The 23,472-nt window shown below is 66.9% G+C and carries 20 protein-coding genes; 5 read left to right on the forward strand and 15 right to left on the reverse strand.

The annotated features are described in order from the left end of the window. The first annotated feature begins 62 nt into the window (after window positions 1-62). Window positions 63-512, forward strand: coding sequence for a peptide-methionine (R)-S-oxide reductase MsrB (gene msrB / locus METRZ18153_RS0102430; RefSeq protein WP_020163242.1), 450 nt, complete (start codon window positions 63-65; stop codon window positions 510-512). Then, a complete protein-coding gene (msrA, locus tag METRZ18153_RS0102435; protein WP_020163243.1) occupies window positions 509-1,018 on the forward strand; it encodes a peptide-methionine (S)-S-oxide reductase MsrA in 510 nt (169 codons plus the stop codon). The genes msrB and msrA overlap by 4 nt, the downstream gene beginning before the upstream one ends. Before the next feature lie 21 nt (window positions 1,019-1,039). Here msrA and METRZ18153_RS0102440 read toward each other — a convergent pair whose 3' ends face one another. From METRZ18153_RS0102440 to METRZ18153_RS0102460, 5 genes are all read right to left on the reverse strand, one after another. After that, on the reverse strand, window positions 1,040-1,993 hold the full coding sequence (locus tag METRZ18153_RS0102440) for a PEP-CTERM sorting domain-containing protein (RefSeq protein ID WP_020163244.1): 954 nt from the start codon (window positions 1,991-1,993) through the stop codon (window positions 1,040-1,042). Between the two features lie 391 nt (window positions 1,994-2,384). Further along, a complete protein-coding gene (locus METRZ18153_RS0102445; RefSeq protein WP_020163245.1) occupies window positions 2,385-3,428 on the reverse strand; it encodes a heme-dependent oxidative N-demethylase family protein in 1,044 nt (347 codons plus the stop codon). 10 nt (window positions 3,429-3,438) lie between these two features. Further along, window positions 3,439-4,398: a PDR/VanB family oxidoreductase gene (locus tag METRZ18153_RS0102450; protein WP_020163246.1), complete on the reverse strand. Its 960-nt coding sequence runs from the start codon at window positions 4,396-4,398 to the stop codon at window positions 3,439-3,441. Next, on the reverse strand, window positions 4,395-4,991 hold the full coding sequence (locus METRZ18153_RS0102455) for a dimethylamine monooxygenase subunit DmmA family protein (RefSeq protein ID WP_020163247.1): 597 nt from the start codon (window positions 4,989-4,991) through the stop codon (window positions 4,395-4,397). The genes METRZ18153_RS0102450 and METRZ18153_RS0102455 overlap by 4 nt, the downstream gene beginning before the upstream one ends. Window positions 4,992-5,061: 70 nt before the next feature. Then, window positions 5,062-6,180 (reverse strand): aminomethyltransferase family protein, encoded by a 1,119-nt coding sequence (locus METRZ18153_RS0102460; RefSeq protein ID WP_020163248.1) that lies wholly within the window; start codon window positions 6,178-6,180, stop codon window positions 5,062-5,064. Between the two features lie 171 nt (window positions 6,181-6,351). Between METRZ18153_RS0102460 and METRZ18153_RS0102465 the strand changes: the two genes are divergently transcribed. Continuing rightward, the gene (locus METRZ18153_RS0102465) at window positions 6,352-6,750 is read left to right on the forward strand and encodes a GFA family protein (protein WP_029143499.1); all 399 of its coding nucleotides are present in this window, start codon (window positions 6,352-6,354) and stop codon (window positions 6,748-6,750) included. Between the two features lie 109 nt (window positions 6,751-6,859). On the opposite strand, the gene METRZ18153_RS0102470 is transcribed toward METRZ18153_RS0102465, so the two are convergent. Together METRZ18153_RS0102470 and METRZ18153_RS0102475 are read right to left on the reverse strand one after the other, a co-directional pair. Then, a complete protein-coding gene (locus tag METRZ18153_RS0102470; protein WP_020163250.1) occupies window positions 6,860-9,142 on the reverse strand; it encodes a DUF1989 domain-containing protein in 2,283 nt (760 codons plus the stop codon). A 105-nt stretch (window positions 9,143-9,247) separates the two neighbouring features. Continuing rightward, entirely contained in the window at window positions 9,248-10,609 is a 1,362-nt protein-coding gene (locus METRZ18153_RS0102475) for a flavin-containing monooxygenase (protein ID WP_020163251.1), read from the reverse strand. Window positions 10,610-11,276: 667 nt separating this feature from the next. Here METRZ18153_RS0102475 and METRZ18153_RS0102480 point away from each other — a divergent pair. Continuing rightward, window positions 11,277-12,071, forward strand: coding sequence for a TorF family putative porin (locus tag METRZ18153_RS0102480; protein ID WP_415857693.1), 795 nt, complete (start codon window positions 11,277-11,279; stop codon window positions 12,069-12,071). A gap of 51 nt (window positions 12,072-12,122) precedes the next feature. Then, on the forward strand, window positions 12,123-13,823 hold the full coding sequence (locus METRZ18153_RS0102485; protein WP_020163253.1) for an APC family permease: 1,701 nt from the start codon (window positions 12,123-12,125) through the stop codon (window positions 13,821-13,823). 393 nt (window positions 13,824-14,216) lie between these two features. On the opposite strand, the gene METRZ18153_RS0102490 is transcribed toward METRZ18153_RS0102485, so the two are convergent. The 8 genes from METRZ18153_RS0102490 to accC form a co-directional block, all read right to left on the reverse strand. Continuing rightward, entirely contained in the window at window positions 14,217-16,331 is a 2,115-nt protein-coding gene (locus METRZ18153_RS0102490; RefSeq protein WP_232415946.1) for a putative bifunctional diguanylate cyclase/phosphodiesterase, read from the reverse strand. Window positions 16,332-16,493: 162 nt separating this feature from the next. Then, window positions 16,494-17,108, reverse strand: a complete 615-nt coding sequence (locus tag METRZ18153_RS0102495) for an ANTAR domain-containing response regulator (RefSeq protein WP_020163255.1) — start codon at window positions 17,106-17,108, stop codon at window positions 16,494-16,496. Further along, window positions 17,065-18,600 carry a sensor histidine kinase gene (locus tag METRZ18153_RS0102500; protein ID WP_020163256.1) on the reverse strand — a complete coding sequence of 512 codons (1,536 nt, stop codon included), beginning with the start codon at window positions 18,598-18,600 and terminating at the stop codon, window positions 17,065-17,067. The genes METRZ18153_RS0102495 and METRZ18153_RS0102500 overlap by 44 nt, the downstream gene beginning before the upstream one ends. Window positions 18,601-18,955: 355 nt before the next feature. Then, entirely contained in the window at window positions 18,956-19,342 is a 387-nt protein-coding gene (locus METRZ18153_RS0102505; protein ID WP_020163257.1) for a diacylglycerol kinase, read from the reverse strand. 57 nt (window positions 19,343-19,399) lie between these two features. Beyond that, on the reverse strand, window positions 19,400-19,903 hold the full coding sequence (gene tpx, locus METRZ18153_RS0102510) for a thiol peroxidase (RefSeq protein WP_020163258.1): 504 nt from the start codon (window positions 19,901-19,903) through the stop codon (window positions 19,400-19,402). 46 nt (window positions 19,904-19,949) lie between these two features. Next, window positions 19,950-21,161 carry a DUF3426 domain-containing protein gene (locus tag METRZ18153_RS0102515; protein WP_020163259.1) on the reverse strand — a complete coding sequence of 404 codons (1,212 nt, stop codon included), beginning with the start codon at window positions 21,159-21,161 and terminating at the stop codon, window positions 19,950-19,952. After that, window positions 21,161-22,108, reverse strand: a complete 948-nt coding sequence (gene prmA, locus METRZ18153_RS0102520; protein ID WP_020163260.1) for a 50S ribosomal protein L11 methyltransferase — start codon at window positions 22,106-22,108, stop codon at window positions 21,161-21,163. Before prmA ends, METRZ18153_RS0102515 begins: the two co-directional genes overlap by 1 nt. After that, window positions 22,105-23,466 carry an acetyl-CoA carboxylase biotin carboxylase subunit gene (gene accC / locus METRZ18153_RS0102525; protein WP_019915469.1) on the reverse strand — a complete coding sequence of 454 codons (1,362 nt, stop codon included), beginning with the start codon at window positions 23,464-23,466 and terminating at the stop codon, window positions 22,105-22,107. The genes prmA and accC overlap by 4 nt, the downstream gene beginning before the upstream one ends. Between the last annotated feature and the right edge of the window lie 6 nt (window positions 23,467-23,472).

The raw sequence follows: 23,472 nt of genomic DNA on the forward strand, positions 1-23,472 counted from the left end.
CGATGACAAGAAACGCAGAACGCGCCCGCGGGGGCGCGGTCTACGACGCCACAGGAGGACGCATGAAGACCTATCGCAAATCACCCGAGGTGATCGCCCGCCTCACGCCTGAGCAGTACCGGGTTACGCAGCAGAACGGCACCGAATACCCAGGCACCGGCGAATATCTGCACAACCACGAACCGGGCATCTACGTCGACATCGTGTCCGGCGAGCCGCTGTTCGCGTCGAGCGACAAGTTCGAGTCCGGCTGCGGCTGGCCGAGCTTCACCAAGCCGATCGAGCCGGCGCACGTGACCGAGCTGCGCGATGCTTCGCTCGGCATGATCCGTACCGAAGTGCGCTCGGCGCACGGCGACAGCCATCTCGGCCACGTCTTCCCGGACGGCCCGCGCGACCGCGGCGGGCTGCGCTACTGCATCAATTCGGCGTCGCTGCGCTTCGTGCATCGCGACAACATGGTGGCCGAAGGTTATGGCGACTATCTGGATCAGGTGGAGGACGTGCGATGAGCACCGAACGCGCAGTGCTTGCCGGCGGCTGTTTCTGGGGCATGCAGCAGCTGATCCGCCGCATCCCTGGCGTGGTCTCGACGCGCGTCGGTTACAGCGGCGGCGACGTGCCGAACGCGACCTACCGCAATCACGGCACGCACGCCGAGGCGATCGAGATCCTGTTCGATCCGGCGCAGCTGAGCTATCGCCGGCTGCTGGAATTCTTCTTCCAGATCCACGACCCGAGCACGCCGAATCGCCAGGGCAACGACCGCGGGCCTTCCTACCGATCGGCGATCTACTGGACCAGCGAAGCGCAGCGCGACGAGGCGCTGCGCACCATCGCCGACGTCGATGCGTCGGGCATCTGGCCGGGCAAGGTGGTGACCGAGGTCGAGCCGGTCGGTGATTTCTGGGAGGCCGAACCGGAACACCAGGACTACCTGGAGCATTTCCCGAACGGCTACACCTGCCACTTCCCGCGACCGAACTGGGTGCTGCCGAAGCGGGACGCCGCCGCCTGAGCGGCGGCGCCGCGCGGCGTCTTACGCGTTCGTTCGGCGGCGCGCGATCGCGCCGAGCACTGCCAGACCGGCGGCCATCAGGCCCCAGGTTGCGGGTTCGGGCACAGGCGGTGCGACGGCGGCAGTCAGCAGGCCGGTATTGCCTTCGAGCGTGTAGCCCTGCGGTAGCAGGATGCTCAGCCGGCCGGTGTTGAAACCGTCCACCGCGCCCCAGGACTGGCTGTAGTCGAAGGGGCCGGCGCTGGGCAGTATGGGTTCGGGCGTGACCTGGGTGCTGAGGTTGTTCACCAGCACGAAGTTCTGGCCCGGGGTCATCGTGACGGTGAGCCGGATTTCGCCGATCAGGTCGTTCATGTCGTCGCTGATGACGGTGCTGGTGGCGCCGGCGTAGGGCTCATCGACGTAGACGAAACCCGGTTCGAAATAGGTGACGTTGCCCTTGCTTTCCGTGCGCACGGCGGTGTCGTCCAGCAGATCGGTGCGGAACACCAGTTGCGACTGGTAGTTCACATTGGTGAAGGCGACCGTGCTCGACGGTATGCCCAGTGTCAGTGTGCCGACAAGCTGGTGGAACACGTTGCCGCTGTAGGTGTGGAAGCTGCCGTCGAAGGTGAATACGAAGGTGACGTCCACCGGGCCGCTGCCCGGCGTGCCGACCAGCACGCCGCTGCTCGTGTTCTGGGCGAAGGCGGAGCCGATCAGCAGGTCGGGTACGCCGCCGACGCCGCGGCTGTCGATTTCGCTGAACACGCGCACCGTGCCGGTCGCGTCGTCGCCCTGCGCCTTGCCGACGAAGGTGACGCCACCCGCCGACACGTAAGGCGTTTCATCGAGGTTCACCGACTGCAGACCGCCACCGCTGACGATCTGGCTTTCCGATGGCGTCACCCATTGCACCTGGGTCAGTGCGTGGGCCTGGAACGACAGCGCGGCGAACACGGTGAGCACGGGAAGACGGGCAAGAGCGCGCGGCATGGTGACCTCCTGGGGCGGTTGAAGGATGAGTCCCGCCCCGCAGCAAGATGCGCACCAGCCGAGAACTGTTCACATTCAAATCAATCATTTGCGTGCGAACGGAAGTGTACGGCCGGAGTACTGTATGGCGTGTCGACACCCTCAAATAGGGGGCGCGGCGCACGATGACAGTGTGGGAGCGGTCTTCTGACCGCGACGGGGCCGCAGATCAACTGCTGTCGTCAATCTTCGAGGCGCGATGTCTGCTTGAAATCGGAGCCTGCGGCTTGCTGACGCCGCGTCGCGGCCAAGGCCGCTCCCACCAAAGCAAGCCCGATTCGCTGCCGCCCGTCAACGAAAACGGCGGACACGGGCACCCCCCATGTCCGCCGCGAGCGCGTTGTGGCGCTGCTTACTCGGGTTGCGTGCCGGCAGGCAGCACTTCGCCGTCGTCGAACTTCGACAGCCATTCCAGCGTGGTCGGCTTGTAGCGCACCAGACCCTTGTACTCGGCCAGCTCGTTCGGCAGCGTGCTCAGTACGCGGTGCAGACGCTTGGCCCAGCGCGGGTAGGTGGCCAGTTCGTTCATGCTGGCCAGATAGCCGCGGATCGAGAACAGCATGCCGTTGCTGCGCGGCAGGCGGAACAGGGCCTGCAGTTCGACGCGCAGGTGCACCTTGTCGCCGACGTTGTCCGGCGTGACGCTGGCGCGGTCCGGGCCCCATTCCGGGTAGGTTTCCGGCGAGGTGTCGAGACGCGGGTTGATGGTCATGGTCCAGTTCAGGCGGCGCACCGGTCGGCCCTGCTGCAGCATCAGCAGGTACTTCAGCGCGCGCTCGAACACGCCCAGCTCATGCGCCAGCGGCACCGGACCGTGCCATTCCATGAAGCTCATGCCGGCGTCGAACATCAGCGACCAGTCGGCCTGCGAGGTGATCATGCCAGCGTCGGCGAACAGGTCGTTGTCGCGCTGGTCCATGATGACGAAGTCACCCTGGGTCTGCCGCGTGATGTACTCGAAGGGCGGGCAGGGCAGCGTGGCGGCGTCGCCGAAGGTGAAGGTCTGCTCGATGCCCAGCGGCTTGTTGATCCAGCTCCAGCGCGCGCCGTCCTTGGCCAGCGTGAACATGTCCGGATAGTCGCGCGACAGCGATTCCATGATCAGTTCCAGCGTGTCCCACTCGGCGTCCATCATGTGCGGCAGCGACACGCAGCGGCCCGGGTCGCGCTCCAGCGTGATGGCGCGGTCGCGCATTTCGGCGATGTAGTGCTCGTCGATGTCGAAGGCGTTCTCGAACACCGAACCTGCAGGCCCCTTGGTGTGCGGCTCCATGTTGACCGAGTACATGTACTGGTCCTGATGGAAGGGGAAGGGGAAGCGGCGGATGGCCGCCGGCGAGTTGCGGTAGGTGTAGTCGCCGCGGAAGGTTTCGTCCGGCTTGAATGCGATGCTCATGTCGTCTTCCTCACAGGTTCAGGGTCAGGCAACCGCCCTTCAGGCGCGACACGCAGGGCATGATCTTCTTGCCCGACGCGCGCTCGTCGGCGCTCAGATACAGGTCGTGATGGATCAGCTCGCCTTCGGCGCCGAGCACTTCCAGTTCGCACTGGCCGCAGGCGCCGCCGCGACAGAGGTAGGGCGCGTCGACGCCCTGCTGCTCGATCGCTTCCAGCAGCGACAGGTCGCTCGGCACGGTGAAGGCCTTGCCGCTCAGTGCCAGCTTTACGTCGAACGGCTCACCGCCGGTCGGCGCGAGGAACTGTTCGCTGTGCAGATGGCTTTCCGGCCAGCCCAGCGACTTGCCGGCGTTCATGCTGGCGGCCACCATGCCGGCCGGACCGCAGATGTAGAAGTGGGTGCCCAGCGGACGGCCGGCCAGCAGCGAGCCGAATTCGATCTGTTCGCGGCGCGACTGCACGTAGTGATGCACGCGCCCCGGAGCAAGCGCCTCCAGCTCGTCGGAGAACACGCCGTATTCGGGGCCGCGGTAGGCGTAATGCACTTCGAAGTCGGCACCGAGGCGGGCCAGTTCGCGCGCCTGCGACAGGATGGGCGTGATGCCGATGCCGCCGGCGACCAGGATGTGGCGGCGGCCGGTGCGGATCAGCGGGAACAGGTTCACCGGCGCCGAAATGTCGATGCGCATGCCTTCGCGCGCCTGCTCGTGCAGCCAGCGCGAACCGCCGCGCGACTCTTCCTGCTTGCGCACCGCCACGCGCCAGGTGTCGCGCACGGTCGGGTCGCCCAGCAGCGAGTACGGATTGCGGTGCGGACGCTCACCAAGCGGCAGCGACAGCACGATGTGGCTGCCGCCGGAATAGACCGGAAAATCTTCGCCGTCGGTGCGCGACAGGCTGAACTCGCGGATGCCCGGCGCCAGTTCGCGGATGCGGCGGATCTCTACGTTGAGGGATGCACTGCTCATGGGTAGACCACCTCCGCAGCGGGGACCTCGCCCGGCACTTCGGCGTCGATCTGGAAGCCCATGTAGGCACCCAGCCGGCGCGAGAAGTGGTCGCGCACGAACAGCGATCGTCCGCAGCCGCTGCATGAAACGATGTTGGTGTGCACGCCGCGCGTGATGGTGCGGCAATGCACGCAGAACACCGGGCGTGCCTTGCTGCCCAGTTGTGCGTAGCGAACTTCGTCGCGTCCGACGCCGAAGCCGTCGGCCACGCGCGACGCCTGCCACACCGCGTCTTCCGGGCCGGCGAGATAGATGCGCGTGCCCATCTGCGCGACGTAGAGCGCGTCGCGCAGCACTTCCAGCGCCTCCGCCAGCGAGTGCGTCTCGAGGTAGAGCGCACTGTCGGGCAGGCCCTGCGACCAGCAGCTGCGCGCCTCGGCGGACGTGCTGCCCAGGTGGATCAGCGTGATGGTGCCGGCGGGCGGGTTGGAGAGCAGGCGCTGCGCCAGAGCGGCGTCCTCGGCGGCAACGAACAGGATGTGATGCGTACCGGCGCGATCCCATTCGAGCTCTGCGTAAACCGGCTGGCTTTTGATGGCTGGGGTGCTCATGCGGCGTCTCGATGCGAGTTGCAGACATGCCGCGCGCCGGAGCGCGCGGCGGGTCGGATTCGATGCGCGATCAGCGCTTCTTGTCCGGATGGGTACGCTGGCGCAGCGGGTCGTAGAACGGCGTCGGCACCACCAGCGCGGCGAGCTTGCCGGCCTTGCTGGCAATGGTCAGGCGGGTGCCGATGTTCGAATGCGACGGCTTCAGGTGCACCATGGCCAGCGACTGCATCAGCAGGCGGCTGTACGAGGCCGAGGTGACCACGCCGACTTCCTTCTCGCCGTCATAGACCTTGGCGCCGGCTTCGACCGCTTCGTGGTGCAGCACGGTCATGCCGGCCTGCTTGGCACGTTCGCGGCCCTTCAGTGCGAGCACGGCAGCCTTGCCGATGTAGTCGCCCTTCTTGTCGAGGTCGACCGCCCAGTCCATGTTCACTTCCCACGGCGTGGTGTCGCCTTCCGGCATTTCGAACGGGAAGAACAGCAGCGCGCCTTCGACGCGGGTCAGGTCGAGCGCGGTCCACGAGCAGGGGATGACGCCCTTCGGCTTGCCGGCTTCGAGGATGGTGTCCCACAGGAACACGGCGTCGGCCGCGCTGCAGTACACCTCGTAGCCGCGCTCGCCGGAGTAGCCGCCACGGCCCAGCGTCACCTTCTTGCCGAACAGCGTGGTTTCGACGTGGTTGAAGTAGGGCAGCGCAGCCAGATCGGCCGGCGTGTGCGGGGCCAGCACGTCGAGCGAAACCGGGCCCTGCAGCGACAGGATGTGCACGTCGAGGTCGGCTTCGACCTTCACGTTCTTGCCGGCAGCCAGTGCAGCCAGCGTCTTCGGCGTGGCGCCGCTGCCGTGCGAAATGCGGAATTTGTCGGCCGAGTCACGGATGATCATGATGTCGTCGACCAGCGCACCGGCTTCGTTCACTTCGCCGCCGAGGCGGGCGGTGCCCGGCTTCAGCTTGGTGATGTCGATGGTGACCAGGCGGTCGATCACGGCTTCGGCGTCCGGGCCGGTCACGTTGACGATGTTCAGCGCCGACACGTCGTACAGGCCGGCGCGGGTGCGCGTGGCGACGACTTCGTCGTGCGGGCAGCTGTTGTAGCTCCACGGGATCGGCATGTTGTTCCACGTATCGCCGTCGAGCTTAGAACCGAGCTGGCGGTGCCGCTCGTTCAGTACCGAATTCCTCTGCATTCCCGGATCTCCTTGTCGTGGGCGTCGCCGCGCTGCGCGGTCGATCTGGGACTGATTCTGTTGTCCGGGGGAGGTCGGGACAATTCTCAAGAGGGGTTACCCCCTAGGTGGTATGTGCGCGCGAGCGCCTGCTGCGTACGCTGCGCGCATCACGAACAGGGGAGGCGGGCGATGGCGAAGGCGGGTGGAGGTGAAGGTGCGTGTCTGTGCGGTGCCGTGCGCTACCGTGTGCGGGGGGCGCTGAGCGCGCCGGTGGCGTGCCATTGCAGCCAGTGCGCCCGCACCAGCGGCCATCATGCCGTGATGGCGAGCTGCGCCGACGCCGACCTCGAAATCATGGCTGGCGACCCGCTGCGCTGGTACGCCTCGTCGCTCAGCGTGAAACGCGGCTTCTGCGCACAGTGCGGCGGCAATCTGTTCTGGAAGGACGCCGGATCCGACGTCACCTATGTGACTGCCGGCACGCTGGACCGCCCGACCGGCCTGAAGCTGTCGGCCCACATCTTCGCCGGCTCGCGCGCCGACTACTACGACATCGACGACGACCTGCCGCGCAGCGACGCCTGGTAGGCGCGACCGGTCACCGCGCCTGCGGCGGCGGCGCGGATCTACATGCCGGGAATGAAAAAGGCGCGGAACGGCTTTCGCCGCTCCGCGCCCTGCTGCCTGCGTACCGCGATCAGGCGCGCACGCGGGCCTTGGTCGGGTCGTAGTGCGAGGTTTTCACCTGGGTGGCCTTGATGCGCTTCTGGTGGCCGTCCAGCTTGCCGATCTCCACCGTGGCACCCAGCTCGACCGCCGACACGTCCAGCCGTGCCAGCGCGATGGTTTTGCCGAGGATGGGCGAACGGGTGGTGCTGGTGATCTGGCCGATCTGCGCGCGACCGTTGAAGATCGGGTCGCCGTGCGCCACCAGTTCGGTGCCTTCGATGTCCAGGCCGACCATGACGCGCGCCGGGTGGGCCTTGCGCCGCTCCAGCGCGGCCTTGCCGACGTAGTCATCCTCCTTGTCGGCCGCCACCGCGAAACCGATGCCTGCCTCGAACGGATCGGTCTGATCGCAGAAGTCGTACTCGGCGAAGATGAGCGCCGCTTCGATGCGCAGCATGTCGAGCGCGGCCAGGCCCATCGGCGCGATGCCGTGCGGCTCGCCGGCCTTCGCGATGGCGTCCCACACCTGCACTGCGTGCTTCGGGTGGCACCAGACTTCGTAGCCCAGTTCGCCGGTGTAACCCGTGCGCGACACGACGACCGGCAGGCCGTCGATCTTGCCCACGGTCAGGCGGAACCACTTCAGTTCGTCCATCGACGCATTGCCCGGCGGCGTGACGACGATTTCGCGCAGGATGTCGCGCGACTTCGGGCCCTGCACCGACAGGTTGTGCAGCTGGTCGGTGGAGGACTTCACCCACACGCGCAGGTTGTGCTTGGCCGCCAGTTCGCGCAGCCACACGCCGCAGTAGTCATCGCCGCACACCAGGCGGAAGTTGTTCTGGCACAGGCGGAACACCGTGCCGTCGTCGATCATGCCGCCGTGCTCGTAGCAGAGCGCGGTGTAGACGATCTGGCCGACCGCCAGCTTGCGGATGTTGCGCGTGGTGGCCAGCTGCAGCAGCTGTTCGGCGTCGGGGCCGGTGATTTCGAACTTGCGCAGTGCGGACAGATCGATCATCACCGCGCGTTCGCGGCAGGCCCAGTATTCGTCGATCGGGCCGTTGGACGAGAACGAGTCCTGCAGCCAGAAGCCGCGGTACTCGACCATGCGGCGGGTGAGCGCGGAGGTGCGGGCGTGGAAGCCGGTTTCGCGCGTGAGCTTGGGGGCGGCGTCGGGCGTCATGCGGTGTGCGATCCCTTTGGAGAAGTTGTTCGAGGCGTCATAGACCCGCACGTGGATATCCGTCGGGTTCCAGCCGTTGGCCGGGTCGATGTCGTCGGTGCAGGACGAGGAGGCGCAGACCAGGTCGGTCATCGCGCGCAGCAGCACGTAGTCGCCGGCGCGCGACCACGGTTCGTCCAGGCTGATGCTGTCGTCGTGATTGACGATGGTGTTGTAGAAGAAGTTGATCGCCGGCCAACCAGCGCGGCGGGCCACGCCGTGCGGTTCGAGCGCGTTGTTGAAGTTGTCGCTGCAGTTGGCGTGACCGGGGTAACCCATGTCGTCGTAGTACTTCGCGCTGCACGCCAGCATGAAGGTGTCGTGGCGGCCGACCGTGTCGCGGATCACCTCGACCAGCGGCACCTGGCGCTCGTCGTAGTACTTGTTCAGCAGGCCGGGGCCGGGGCTGGCCGAACCCATCAGCGTGCGCGTGGTGGTCGGGTCGAGGTCGTATTCCTGGCCCTGCGCGAGTGCTGCGGCGTCGAAGGCGAGGAAGTCGGAGCACTGGCGGCCGTCGACGTCGATCACCTGTATGTAGTCGCCGGCCTTCACGCGGTAGGCCTGTGCCGTGCCGGCGGCGATGCGCAGGTCGAGTACCGGCGGGGCCAGCGGCGGCGGCGCGATGCCGGCCACCGGTTCGGCGCACTCGATGTCGGCGATCAGTTCGGTCGGCGCGTTCTGCGCGTCCGGCTGCATGTCATCGCCCGGCGCGTGCAGTGCGCAGCGCACTGCGCCGGGTGCGGTGACGACGCGCTGGCTGCCCGGCAGCCCGTCGCTGCCGAACACTTCGGCACAGACCAGGCCCCAGCCGGCCGGTGCACCGCTGAGCAGCGCGCGGGCGAAGCCGGGCACATCGGCCGGGGTGGTGACGGGCAGGCCGGGCAGCATGGCCGCGGCGATGCCGTTCGGGCCGGCGACATAGAGCAGCCCCGGCTGCAGGCCTTCGGGGTCGGTCAGCGTGAGGCGGTCGCCGGCGGCGAGGTCGAAGGACACCGCTGCGCCGCCGAGGGCGACGTGACGGACGTGGCGTGCACGCGTTCGCGCGGCAGTCGCCGGATTCAGCGAAGGTTCGACGATCGTGTTCATGTCATGGAAGCACCCGCGACCCGACGTGCCCGGTGGTGGCCGGGCAGGTCGGGTCGCATCAGGGTTGGTCGGTCACGGGTGTGTCACCCGTGGGCCCCGGGGCCGTCAGGCCTGCTCGGTCGAGGCCGGCTCGTTCAGGTAGGCCTCGAGCGAGTCGTCCAGCGCCTCCAGCCACGAGGTGTGGTGCGGCGTGGCCATGGTGCCGGTCATCAGCGAGCGGTAGCACTTGTTGCGGTAGCCCATGATGTCCTCGTACTTGTCCTTCTTCCATTCGAGGAAGGTCTGGTTGACCTCGGGAATCGGGAAGCTCGGGTAGTCGGTGGCGTCGATCAGGTGCTGGATGTACTTGCCCTGGAATTCGAACATCTGCTGGGCGTCTTCCAGCGTCAGTTCCTCTTCGCGCCACTTCATGTCTTCGGCGTGCATCTCTTCGTACGACGGCACCGGCAGGCGGCCGAGGATGACGTCGCGCGCGTACCAGGCCTGGGCGTCGAACATGTTGAAGCTGTACCACTGGTCCTGCATGCCGAGGTACATCAGCTGCGGGTTGTCCTCCCACATGATGCCCTTGTACAGATTGAGCGGCCACAGGCGGTTGTCGGTCTTCAGGCGCAGTTCTTCCGACAGGAAGGGGAAGTGGTGCTTGTAGCCGGTGCACAGGATGACGGCGTCGATGTGCTTGCTGGTGCCGTCGGCGAAGTGGGCGGTCTTGCCCTCGACGCGCAGCAGCTGCGGCTTCTCTTCCCAGTTGTCGGGCCATTTGTAGCCCATCGGGTTGGTGCGGTAGCAGCTGGTGATCGAACGGGCGCCGTACTTGTAGCACTGCGAGCCGATGTCTTCCGCCGAGTAGCTGGCGCCGACGATGAGCACGTCCTTGCCCTTGAATTCGAGCGCGTCACGGAAGTCGTGCGCGTGCAGCACGCGGCCGCCAAAGGTTTCGAAGCCCGGGAAGTAGGGCACGTTCGGGGTCGAGAAGTGGCCGCTGGCGACGATGACGTAGTCGAACTCTTCCGAGTAGGTCACGTCCTGGTCGTAGTTGTGCACGGTGACCGTGAACTTCTTGGTCTTGTCGTCGAAGGTGACGTTGCGGGCGGCGGTGTTGAAGCGGATGTACTTGCGCACACCGGCCTTCTCGACACGGCCCTTGATGTAGTCCCACAGCACTTCACGCGGGGGGTAGGAACCCATCGGGCGACCGAAGTGTTCGTCGAAGGTGTAGTCGGCGAATTCCAGACATTCCTTCGGACCGTTGGACCAGAGGTAGCGGTACATGCTGCCGTGCACCGGCTCGCCGTGCTCGTCCAGGCCGGTGCGCCAGGTGTAGTTCCACATGCCACCCCAGTCCGACTGCTTCTCGTAGCACACGATCTCCGGAATGTCGGCGCCCTTGGCCTGGGCGGACTGGAAGGCCCGGAGCTGGGCCAGGCCGCTGGGGCCGGCGCCGATGATGGCAACGCGCTTCTTCATGATCTGTATCCCTCTTGTGTGGTCCGTTCTGGATACGACCGCGGCATGCTCTCGGCCGCCCGGTCGGTCGCTGGACGTCGTGCATTCGCCGCGTCTCAGGTGCGGCGAATGATGCGAAGGCGGATCAATGCCCACAATTCTCAAGAGGGATTACCTCTTTGGGGGTAAGGGCGGGTGAGTCGAGGGACTAGGGGCTAGGGATCAGGGACCAGGGAACAGGTGTGGCTGCGCCACACGAGGTCAGGGCGCGGCCCCTCTAGCCCCCAGCCCCTGACCCCTGGTCCCTGCTTACCCCTTAAGAGGTAATCCCTTGTGAGAATTGTTCCGACGGCGGCCCGCTTCCAATAATCGGACTCACATCGAGACGACCGCGCAACGTCAGCCGGTCGCGAAGTGCGGGGAGATCAGGGTGACGCAGTGCAGCTGCCGTTTTGACGCCGATCACGGACACGCCTCTCCGGACCCCTTCCGCACTTCTTCCTTCAGCACTCCCGCCAGTCGCAACGCTGCGACCGGTGCAGATTCTTCGCCACACCCGTTTCCGAGTATCAGGGTCGCATCCGGCAACGACGCCAGGTCGCGCGCCGACTCACAACCGGACAGCTATGGGCAGGCCGTCCGCTTTTTCAGATCGCCCGAAACCGTGGATCAACAGAGGGAGAACACCGTGCTTAACCACCGACGTCACCGCAACACCCTGAGCGCCGTATTGCTGGGTCTGCTCGCCGTACCGTTCTGTGCCCAGGCAGAAGAAGCCGCCGCACCGGCCTACACGATCAGCGCCAACGTTGGCCTGTTCTCGCAGTACATCTTCCGCGGCATCAGCTATACGCAGGAGAATCCGGCGGTGCAGGGCGGTTTCGACCTCGCGCACTCGAGCGGCGCCTACCTGGGCATCTGGGGTACCAATGTGAGCGATCTGGCGCTGTCGAACGCGACCGGCGAGATCGACGTGTACGGTGGCTTCGCCAAGACCATCGATGACTGGACCTTCGACGTCGGCTTCCTGCAGTTCATTTTCCCGGGCGGCAAGTACGATCCGTCGGGCGAGAGCCTGAACACGCTGGAACTGAACGCGGCGGTGACGTGGAAGTTCATCCAGCTGAAGTACTCGTACGCGGTGACCGATTACTTCGGCTTCAGCAAGAAGGCCTTCGGCGCGGATTCGGACGGTTCGGACTACATCGAGCTGAACGCGAACTACGAGTTCATGCCGTCGTGGATCGCCAACGTTCACGTCGGTCACCAGAAGGTGAAGAACTACGACGATTACGACTTCACGGACTGGAAAGTGGGCGTGACGAAGAACTTCGAGGGCGGCTGGCAGGCGGCGGTGGCGTATGTCGACACCAATGCCGACAAGAACTTCTACACGATCTGCGATACGGCCGGCGGGGTGTCCACGCGCTGCAAGGACACCGGCGACAGCAAGTGGCTGATCTACGTGAAGCGCACGTTCTGATGACCAGGGGGCCGCAGCGATGCGGCCCCTTGCGCACAAGGGGGATATGACATGAGCAGCAATGCGGATGTGATCGGAGCGGCGCCGGTACGGTCGGCCAGCCGCGCCGAAAGTGCTTCACTGCACCGGAAGATCGACTGGACCGGTGCGTTCTGGGTGGCCAGCGGCGTGCCGGCGCTGGTGCTGTTTTCCATCGGCGCCATCGCCGCCACCGTCGGCAAGCCGTCGTGGATGGTGTGGGCGCTGTCGATCGGCTTCGGCTTCATACAGGCCTTCACCTATGCCGAAATCGCCGGCCTGTTCCCGCACAAGTCGGGTGGCGCTTCGGTGTATGGCGCGGTCGCCTGGGTGCGTTACAGCAAGATCATCGCGCCGGTGTCGGTGTGGTGTAACTGGTTCGCCTGGTCGCCGGTGCTCGCCATCGGTTCCGGTCTGGCGGCCGGCTACATCCTCGGTGCGCTGTTCCCGGCCGATGCGGCGATCAACACCTGGCAGCTGACGCTGGTCGACCTGAGCTTCATCAAGTCCGGGCTCGAACTGCGCATCAACGCGACCTTCCTGGTCGGTGTCGTGCTGCTGCTGGCGGTGTTCGGCATCCAGCACGGCGGCATCCTGCGTTCGGCGCGCACGACCATGGTGCTCGGCGTCACCGCACTGATTCCGCTGATGCTGATCGCGCTGGTGCCGCTGCTGTCCGGCGACATGCCGTCGACCCACTTCTCGCCGATGGTGCCCATCGCCTACGAGAACGGGCTGGTGGTGGACGGTGCCTGGAACATGGCCGGCGTCACGCTGATGGCAGGCGGCCTGTTCATCGCCGCGTGGTCGACCTACGGCTTCGAGACCGCTGTCTGCTACACCCGCGAGTTCAAGGATCCGAAGAAGGACACCTTCAAGGCCATCTTCTACTCGGGTCTGCTGTGCATCGTGGTGTTCACGCTGGTGCCGCTCGCCTTCCAGGGCCATCTCGGCCTGGGTGAGGTGGTGACGCCGCCGGTGGTCGAGGCGGACGGCACGGTGAGCACGCCGGCGGTCTACAGCGGCATGCTGGCGCCGGAGGTCTACAGCGGCATGGGCGTGGCCAACGTGATGTCGCACATGGTCGGCGGCGGCGAAGTGGTGGCCAATGTTCTGGTGGTCATGCTGGTGCTGGCGGTGCTGCTGTCCATCATGACTTCGATGGCCGGTTCGTCGCGCACGCTGTACCAGGCTTCGGTTGATGGCTGGCTGCCGCGCTACCTGTCGCACGTCAATGAACACGGCGCACCGACGCGCGCGATGTGGACGGATCTGGGCTTCAACCTGATCCTGCTGCTGATGTCGGACTACGTGTTCGTGCTGGCCTGCTCCAACGTCGGCTACATCATGTTCAACTTCCTGAACCTGAACTCCGGCTGGATCCACCGCATCGATCGTCCGGACTGGGAGCGTCCGTTCAAGGCGCCGAAGATCATCCTCGGCATCGGTGTCGTGCTGGGCTTCGTCAATCTCGCGCTGATGGGCCTCGGCGCAGACATCTACGGCGCCGGTACGCTGACCGCCGGTCTGGTGTTCGCGTCCCTGATCATCCCGGTCTTCCTGTACCGCCACTACGTGCAGGACAAGGGCAAGTTCCCTGATGCGATGCTGGAGGACATGCACCTGAACGACCAGCTGGCGGAAGGCGGCAAGCGTGCCGGCATCCTGCCCTACGTCACGCTGGCCGCTGGCGTCGCGGTGGTGATCATCGCGCACAACATGGCCGTGTATTGATGCAGCTGGGCCGTCGCGCGCTCGCGTGACGGCCGCGGAACGATGTCCGCACTTGCCGGCATCGGCCACTCCTGCGGGGGTTGTCGATGCCGGTTTTCTTTTGGCGTCGCGGTCCCCGGCTGTCCGCGCACGCCTACCCAGAATGGCTTACTCCCTCTTGAGAATTGTCCGGCCGATGGCGCTTGCTGATAATCGTATTGCCCTGCCTGAATCGGCGAATGACGTACTCAGGCGGAGCAAGCGGGAATGCGGGGTGCATTCCCGCCGGATGCGCAAGTCGCGGTGCGAGCGCCGCGACAACCAACTCTCCTCACCTTCACCGGCACGTGCAGCCAGCTCCTCCTGGCGAGCACCTGCCGGTTTCTTTTTTCAGGTCTGCGTTAAGGGCTGCGCTCAGGTCTGCGGTGCGGCCGGGCTGAAACAGCTCAGGCGCAGCAGCTCTTCGGGCCGCACCGGTCGGCTGAACAGATAGCCCTGCAGGCGGTGGCAGCCGAGTTCGGTCAGCTGCGCCAGCTGCCCCGGCGTTTCCACGCCCTCGGCGACGACTTCCAGCCCCATGCTGTCGGCCAGCGAGGTGATGGCACGCACGATGGTGACGGCGTCGGAACTGCTGCGCAGCTGGCTCACGAAGCTGCGATCGATCTTCAGCGTGCGCACCGCAAAGCGCATCAGATAGGCGAGCGACGAGTAGCCGGTGCCGAAATCGTCGATGGCGAGGCTGATGCCCATGGTGTCGAGCGCGCCGAGAATGTCGGTGGTGCGCGGGATGTCCTCCATCAGCGTGCTTTCGGTGATTTCCAGTTCCAGCATGCGCGGATCGACACCGGCTTCCTGCAGCGCGCTGGTGATGTCGCTCACCAGGTCGTCGTCGCGCAGCTGCCGGCCCGACAGGTTGAAGGCGAGGTGCAGCTGCGGCTGTGTCGCCTGCAGCATGCGCAGGTCGCGCAGCGCTTCGCGCAGCGACCAGCGGCTGACCGGCACGATGAGTCCGGTCTCCTCCAGCAGCGGAATGAAGCGGTCGGGCGGCACTACGCCTTCGGTCGGGCTGTTCCAGCGCAGCAGCGCCTCGACCGTCGCCACGCGGCCGGTGCGGGTGTCGATGATGGGCTGATAGACGAGGAAGAACTCGCGCCGTTCGAGCGCGCCGTGCAGCGCGATCTCCGCCGACAGCTCGGTGTGCGCGTGCGCATCCATGCTCTGGTCGTAGAAGCGCACCGTGTTGCGGCCCGCCGCTTTGGCGCGGTACATCGACAGGTCGGCACGGCTGAGCAGTTCGTCGACCGAGTGTCCGTTCTCCGGAAACAGCGCGACGCCGACGCTGGCGCTGACGAAGAACTCGCGCCCCTGCACGCGCACGCCTTCGGCAAGCGCCGCCAGTATCTTTTCCGCGATCTCGGTGACTGCGGCGCGGTCACCGGTCTCTTCCAGCAGCACGGTGAACTCGTCGCCACCCAGTCGTGCCACCGTGTCGGAGGCGCGCACGCAGCCGCGCAATCGTGCCGCCACTTCGGTCAGCAGTGCGTCGCCGACGCTGTGACCCAAGGTGTCGTTGATCACCTTGAAGCGGTCGAGGTCGATGAACAGCACGGCCAGCGGGCACTCGGTGCGCATGGCGCGGCGCATGGCCTGGCGCAGCCGGTCGGTGAACAGCCGGCGGTTGGGCAGATCGGTCAGCGCGTCCATGCCAGCCAGATACTCCAGCTGGTCCTGCGCGCGGATGCGTTCGCTGACGTCGCGCGAGGTGGCAACGTAGTGACTGATCCGTTGCTGCGCGTCGCGGATCGGGCTGATCGTCTTCTCTTCGTGATAGAGCTCGCCGTTCTTGCGCCGGTTGGTGAACACCATGCGGAACACCTCGCCGCTGCGCAGTGCACGCCACAGCCGGGCATAGACGTCGGGGCCATGCAGGCCCGATTTCAGCAGGCCGGGCGAGCGCCCCAGCACTTCTTCGGCGGAGTAGCCGGTACTGCGCTCGAAAGCTGGATTCACGTACTCGATCAGGCCGCCGGCACAGGTGATCAGCACCGCATCGCCGGCCTGGTGCGCCGCGCGCGCCAGCAGGCGAAGCTCGCGCTGCGCGGCGTCCTCAGGCGTGCCGTGGCTCACGCGCAGCAGCCAGTCGCCGGCCGCGTCGCCGGGCAGGCGGGCGCACTCGACACAGACGGCTTGTCCGTTGTCGCACAGATGCCAGACGTGGCGGCTCACGTCGCCGCCGCTGTCCGCGCAGAAAGATGGCCAGTGCGAGCAACCGTCGTCGTCGAGTTCGCGGAACAGGGTGTGTACCGCCCGGCCCTGGACAGGGGGCAGTGTGTCGGGCCAGCCGATCTGGTGCAGGACGCGGCCGTCACCGGCAAGCCGCAGCAGTGCGACCGGCGCCGATTGCGGCGCGTCGCCGACCGCCGCGGCGAAGGCGTCCGGGAAGGAAACGTGCTGCGTGCATGGCATATCCATGGCGCTGCAGCTGAACAGTGCGGAAACGACGGCCATCGTGCATCCCCCGGTCTTCATGGCAGCGTCCTGTAGCCGGATGTCCGGATCAGGCTGCGTTGAGTGTCGGGCGGGGTTCGGGCCCTCGTGCGCGCTCTGCGGCGCGCCTTCTTCTGCAGCTTACGGTTCGCGCAGGTGCGGTCTTGAGGGCGCCTGTCACGCCGGCGCCCTCGGGACTGGATGCTACTGGCCGGCGCCGGCCCTCGGCGTGCCGCCGCCGAGCGGCTGCATCATGTCCTTGGCGACGTCCTCGATGCGCCGGCGCTGAGCGCGGGCGGTCTTGCGCAGCATTTCGAAGGCGGGCTGGCGATCGATGCGCAGGCGCTCCATCAGGATGCCGACGGCGATGCTGATTTCGCGACGCTCGTCGAGGGCGCGCTGCAGGTGCTGCCCGGTACTGCGCAGCTGGCGCAGCTCTTCCGAGCGCGCCAGTGCGGTGCGCAGCGTGGGCAGCAGCTGTTCGACGTCGAGCGGCTTGACCAGATAGGCCAGCGCACCGCGCTCGATGGCGCTGCGCACCCGACCCGGGTCGCCAAAGGCGGTCAGGAAGATCAGCGGCAGGCTGTGGTGCTCGCGCAGCACCGCCGCGAACTCGAGCCCGGTCATGCCCGGCAGCTTCTCGTCGAGGATGACCAGATCGATGCGCGTCGTCCCGAGCAGCGCCAGCGCCTCTTCGGCCGAGCGCGCGACATGGACGCCGTAGCCGTGAGCGCGCAGCCCGTCGCCCAGCGTGGCTGCGTTCAGCCGGTCGTCCTCAACCAGCAGCAGTTGCGGGCTGGTGTCGTCGTATGTGTGCATGGTCGCGGGTCTCGTCAAACGTAATGATGGGCGGCCGCAGCGCGAGGCGCGTCAATACGCGTCCCGGCTGCTGGCGAAAATCCAGTGTGGCGTGCTCGGTCGGCAGCAGTGCGGCCAGCAGTTCGAGGCCCTGGCCGAGGCCGCGGCGTGCGGCGAAATCGAAGCCGGGCGGCAGCTCGCCACCGTTGCCGATGACGATGAGTGCGCCGTCGTCGTCCGTCGACAGTTCGACGTCCACGCCGGCGTCGCGGTCGACCTGCCGGTGCTTGACCGCATTCATCAGCAGTTCGTTGAGCACGATGGCCAGCGGCACCGCTTCGCTGTCGGCCAGACGCAGTTCGAAGGCGCTGAGGTCGTGCACGTCGAGCTTCACCCGGGCGTCGAACAGGCCTTCGATGCTGCCGGCAATCATGCGCAGGAATTCGCCGAGCTGGACCGGGGCGCCGGCCTGACTGCCCTGCAGCTCGTGGATGACGGCGATCGATCGAACTTGGCTGATGGCGCCGGTCAGCGCGTGGGCGAGCGCCGGGTGTTGTCCGGCGCAGCGACGCAGCAGTCCGACCACGCCCTGCAGGCTGTTCTTGATGCGGTGGTGCGCCTCACGCACCAGCGTTTCGCGCTGCCGCTCGGCCTGCGCCAGCCGGTGAGCCTCGGCTTCCTTGCGCGCCGTGATGTCCTCGGCGACACCGGCCACGCGTGCATGGCCGTCCTGCGCCTGCCACGGAAAGGCGCGGCAGTGCAGCCAGCGCAGGCCGCCATTGCGGTCGGCGACGCGTACCTCGACTTGCGCTACCTCGCCCTGCGCCTGAGCGGCGAGAAAGGCTTCGAAACGCGATCGGTCGGGTGGTGCCACCGCTTGTGCCCAGCCGTTCAGATCGCCCGGGTGCTCGCCGTTCGGCAGTGCGCTGATGTCCGAAAAGGCCGGGCTGGCGTAGTACAGCGCACGCGTGTGCGGATCGCTGACCCAGAAGATTTCGCGGATGTGTTCGGCCAGCAGATAGAAGCGCTCCTGCGCTGCACGCAGTGCGGCCTCGGCCTGCTTGCGTTCGCGGATGTCGCGCACGACCGCGATGACCGCGGGCCCGCCGGCGAACTCGATGCGCGAGCCGACGACTTCGACCGCGACCGTTTCACCGTCACGGGTGAGCGCCACGCCATCGAGGTAACGCGTGCTGCGCTTGATCGCCAGCTCGTCGAAACAGGCCTGGACGCGCGTCTCCTCGGACGGCGGGTAGAGCATGGATACGTGCTTGCCGGCGACTTCGGCGGGGCGGTAGCCCAGCAGTTCGCTTGCCGCGCCGTTCATGTGCATGATCACGCCGCGCGGCGTCATCAGAAGCAGCGCGTCGGCGATGCCCTCGAACAGCTCCGGGAAGGCGGGGATGCCTATGGCATCAGCGTCGCGCTCACTCTTCCCCGGTCGCGTGCCCGCGACCTCGCCGCCCGGAAGGCCCGGTGCGGGTGCTGCTGGGAATGCAAATTCGCGAACCATCGTGGTGCGCCCCCCTGGCTGCGCCTGTGTTGCCGTACTCGAAAGCTTCGCGCTGGGGCCGGGCGCTGGGCGTACGCAAATCCGTTGCCACCAGATGCGTGGCTGTTCTCAATTCAAGTTTAGCGCAAGCACGGCGGCGGATTCGGGCCACGAAATGCTTTGCTGCGGCCATTTGTAACGATCGGGTTCCGGAGCGGATGGGAAAACGATACGCGCGCCTGCTGGCGAGGGCGGCGACCGCGAAGGGAGGCGATCACGCGTCGGCGCCGAAGGCGGTGTGCATGCCCAGAGGGGGCGGAAAACAGCGTGGCGGCGGCCGGGGTTGCCCCGCGCGAAATGCCGGAGCAACGCCGGGTCAGCCGCTCCAGAATCGAGCGCTCAGCACCAGCGCCCACACCAGGAGCAGGTTGAGCAGCGAAACCATGACGGCGGCCGAGCCGATGTCCTTGGCGCGCTTGGCCAGCGCATGGTTCTCCAGCGAAATGCGGTCGACGGTGGCTTCGACCGCGGAATTGAGCAGTTCGACGATCAGCACCAGCAGCACCGAGAACACCATCAGCGCGCGTTCGACGCCGCTGTTGCCGAGCCACAGCGCCAGCGGCAGCAGCAGCACGGCGGCGATCACCTCCTGGCGGAAGGCGTCTTCGTGACGGAAGGCAGCACCCAGACCTTCGGCCGAGTAGCGGGTGGCATTGAGCAGGCGGCGCAGGCCGGTCTTGCCCTTGAACGGACTTTCTTGCATCGGCTCAGCGTAGTGCGGGAATGTTGCAGGGCGCCGACCGGCGCCCTGCGGAGGTACTTACTTCAGCGCGGCCAGTGCGGCGGCGTAGTCGGGTTCCTGCTTGATCTCCGGCACCAGTTCGGCGTGCAGCACGGTGTCGTCGGCGTCGAGCACCAGTACCGCGCGCGCGGTCAGGCCGGCCAGCGGGCCGTCGATGATCTCGACGCCGTAATTGGCCATGAACTCGCGGCCGCGCAGCGTGGACAGCGATTGCACGTTCTGCAGGCCTTCCGTTTCGCAGAAGCGCTTCATCGCGAACGGCAGGTCGGCGGAAATGACCAGCACGACGGTGTTGGCGATGTTGCCGGCCTGTTCGTTGAACTTGCGGGTCGAGGTCTGGCACACCGGGGTGTCCAGGCTGGGCACGATGTTGAGCACCTTGCGCTTGCCGGCGAGGCCGGCAAGCGACACGTCGGCCAGGTCGGTGCCGACCAGCGTGAAAGCTGGCGCCTTGGTGCCCTTGGCCGGGAAGTGACCGGCGAGGTGGATGGGGTTGCCGGCGAGCGTGACGGTCTGGGTCATGGGTATTCCTCCTTGTGCGGGGCGCTGCGGGGACCCGATCGGTCGATCAGGGATAGAAGACGTAGAGGCGGTAGCCGCCGGCGTTGGTGTCGGTCGGGTCGACCAGCACGCTGACCGCCTGTTCCGATGCGGCAGCGAATTCGCTGCCCTGACGGTCGGCCGGCAGGTAGTCGGCAGGTGCGAGCACGCGGCGCACGATGGGCCGGTCGCTGGTGTCGGTCAGGCTCAGTTCGAGGTGCGGCCAGTCCTGCGCGTGCGTGGCGCCGTTGCGCAGCAGCGCGTTCAGACGCAGCAGCGGCGCCCGTTCGCTGTCCGGATTCAGTTCCGACGACTCGATGCTGATCAGGTCTGCACGACGCGGCGCAGGCAGCGTGCAGCCGAGGCGGGCGCAGACCTGTTCGAACAGCGGCTTCAGTGCCGGTTGCGCGATCACCAGTTCGGTGCGGAACAGATAGGCAAGCTGGGCGGCGGCCAGCAGCAAGAGCAGCAGGATGCCTGCGCTCCACAGCGTCGTCTTCAGCGCGCCGCGGCGAGGCGCCTGGTCTTCGCCATACAGTTCGCGGCGGATGCGCTGTACCGCCGGGTCGCGCACCGGTTCGAGCGCCGGCGGCGGGTCGAGCAGGGGATCGCGCGCGGACGTCGCGGGCGCGGCGACGATGTCGTCGTCGGGTGCCGGCGCGGCTTCGAGTTCGACGATGTCCAGCGGCTGCGTGACGTCCGGATCGGGCTCGGGCGCCGCCTCGCCTGCAGCGGTCGCGCCGGGATGGTCGTCGACGGGGGCTTCGTTTTCGGTGGTGGCCTCGGCGGCTTCTGCCGGCGCCATGTCATCGGCGCGCGTCTGCCAGTAGTCGGTGGTGCGCTCGACCAGCGCTTCCATGCTGTCGCCGGGCTGCGGCGAGGGCGGCGCGTCGGCGCTGCCGACGTCGAGGTCCAGCCGTTCGGTGGTGACGGCGGCCGGGTCGTCCGCCAGCAGTTCGATGTCCGGCTCTGCCGCGAAGGTCAGCGTGGCATGGCTGTGTTCGGGTTCGTCCGCGACCGGCGCTGCGTTCTCGATGTCGGTGGCGGCGGACGGCGGTGCGAGGTCTGCGGCGGCGGGTGCCGGAGTGTCACCGCTTTTCGGGAGCGGCACGTCCACCATTGCGTCGACAGCGTCGAACACCGTGTGGCAGCGGCCGCAGCGCACGCGGCCTTCGCGTGCCCGGAGCTGCACCGTGTCGACGCGGAAGACGGTGGCGCAGGCCGGGCAGCGGGACAGCATCAGACGCGCGTCCCGGTCAGCAGCACCCAGCCTTCCCGCTCGCCGGCAACCTCCAGTTCGAAGGCCGGGCGGTAGGCGGCGCGCACCATGTCGGTCTGCGCGGCGAGGATGCCGGACAGCGCGATGCGTCCGCCGCTGCGCGTGAGACCGCACAGCAGCGGCGCCAGCACGGTGAGCGGGTTGGCCAGGATGTTGGCCACCACGACGTCGGCCGTGTGGTCGATGTTTTCGCGCGAATGCAGCAGTTCCAGCGTGGCGCCGTTGCGCTCGGCGTTGTAGCGGGCGGCGTCCATCGCGTGCGGGTCGATGTCGGTGCCGGTCACGCGCGCGGCACCGAGCTTGGCGGCGGCGAGCGCGAGGATGCCGGAGCCGCAGCCGTAGTCGATCACCGTTTCGCCGCCGCGGATGACTGAATCCAGCCATTCGAGGCAGAGCCGGGTGGTCGGGTGCGAGCCGGTGCCGAAGGCCATGCCCGGGTCGAGCGTGATGTTGATCGCCGCAGGATCGGGCTGGTCATGCCAGGACGGCACGATCCACAGACGCTTCGATACCGGGATGGGCTCGAACTGGGCCTGCGTGATGCGCACCCAGTTCTGCTCGTCCAGCGGCGAGGTCGTGTAAGGGGGCGGTGCTGTCAGGCCGGCCTGTTCGGCCGCTTCCGCCATCGCGGTCGCGTAGTCGGCGTCGCGGTCGAACAGCGCGTGGATGCGCGAATGCGGCCACAGCTCGACGGCGACCGGCATGCCGGGTTCGCCGAACTGCGGCTTTTCGTCCGGCGTGCCGGCGTCGGCGTCCTCGATGTCGACCGACAATGCGCCCGCTTCGAGCAGCGCGTCCGACAGTGCCTCGGCGTTGGCCGAGTCGGCCAGCAGCGTGACGGTGATCCAGCCGCCCGCCTGCTGCTCGCCCGCCTGCTGCTCGCCCGGCTGTTCGCGCGATTCGCTCATTTGACCTTGGCCGCTTCCTGCGCCGCGAGCTTCTGCTCGAGGTAGTGGATGCTGGTGCCGCCATCCATGAAGCGGGTGTCGTGCATCAGTTCCTGGTGCAGCGGGATATTGGTCTTGATGCCGCTGACAATCATTTCCGACAGCGCGATGCGCATGCGGCGGATCGCCTGGTCGCGCGTGTCGCCGTAGGTGATCACCTTGCCTATCATCGAGTCGTAGTGCGGCGGCACGGTGTAGCCCTGATACACGTGCGAATCGACGCGCACGCCGGGGCCACCCGGCGGGTGATAGCCGGTGATCTTGCCCGGGCTGGGCGTGAACTTGTACGGGTCTTCGGCGTTGATGCGGCATTCCAGCGCGTGGCCGGTCAGCTTGATGTCGCGCTGCTTGAAGCGCAGCTTTTCGCCGGCGGCGACGCGGATCTGCTCCTGCACCAGGTCGATGCCGGTGATCAGTTCGGTCACCGGGTGCTCGACCTGGATGCGGGTGTTCATTTCGATGAAATAGAACTCGCCGTTCTCATAAAGGAACTCGAAGGTGCCGGCGCCGCGGTAGTTGATGCGGCGGCAGGCCTCGGCACAGCGCTCGCCGACGCGGGCGATCAGCCGTGCCGGAACACCCGGTGCCGGTGCTTCCTCGATGATCTTCTGATGGCGGCGCTGCATGGAGCAGTCGCGTTCGCCCAGATAGACGGCGTTGCCGTGTGCGTCGGCCAGCACCTGGATTTCGATATGGCGCGGGTTCTCGAGGAACTTCTCCATGTACACGGCGGGGTTGTTGAATGCCGCGCCGGCTTCTGCACGGGTCATCTGCACCGCGTTGATCAGCGCCGCCTCGGTGTGCACGGTACGCATGCCGCGTCCGCCGCCGCCGCCGGCCGCCTTGATGATGACCGGGTAGCCTATGCCACGCGCGATGCGGACGATTTCCTTCGGGTCGTCGCCGAGCGCGCCTTCGGAGCCGGGTACGCAGGGTACGCCGGCCGCCTTCATCGCGTCCTTGGCCGACACCTTGTCACCCATCAGCGTGATGGTTTCGGGGCGCGGACCGATGAACACGAAGCCGCTGCGCTCGACGCGTTCGGCGAAATCCGCGTTCTCGGACAGGAAGCCGTAACCGGGGTGGATGGCTTCGGCATCGGTCACTTCGGCGGCCGAAATGATGGCGGGGATATTCAGGTAGGACTGGCCGGACGGCGCCGGGCCGATACAGACCGACTCGTCGGCCAGTCTGACGTACTTCGCCTCGGTGTCGGCTTCGGAGTGCACCGCCACGGTGCGGATGCCCAGCTCGCGGCAGGCGCGCAGGATGCGCAGCGCAATCTCGCCACGGTTCGCGATCAGAATTTTTCCGAACATGGGGTG

Origin of the sequence: Methyloversatilis discipulorum (assembly GCF_000385375.1) — a bacterium.
In the GTDB taxonomy this organism is placed as follows: Bacteria; Pseudomonadota; Gammaproteobacteria; order Burkholderiales; family Rhodocyclaceae; genus Methyloversatilis; species Methyloversatilis discipulorum_A.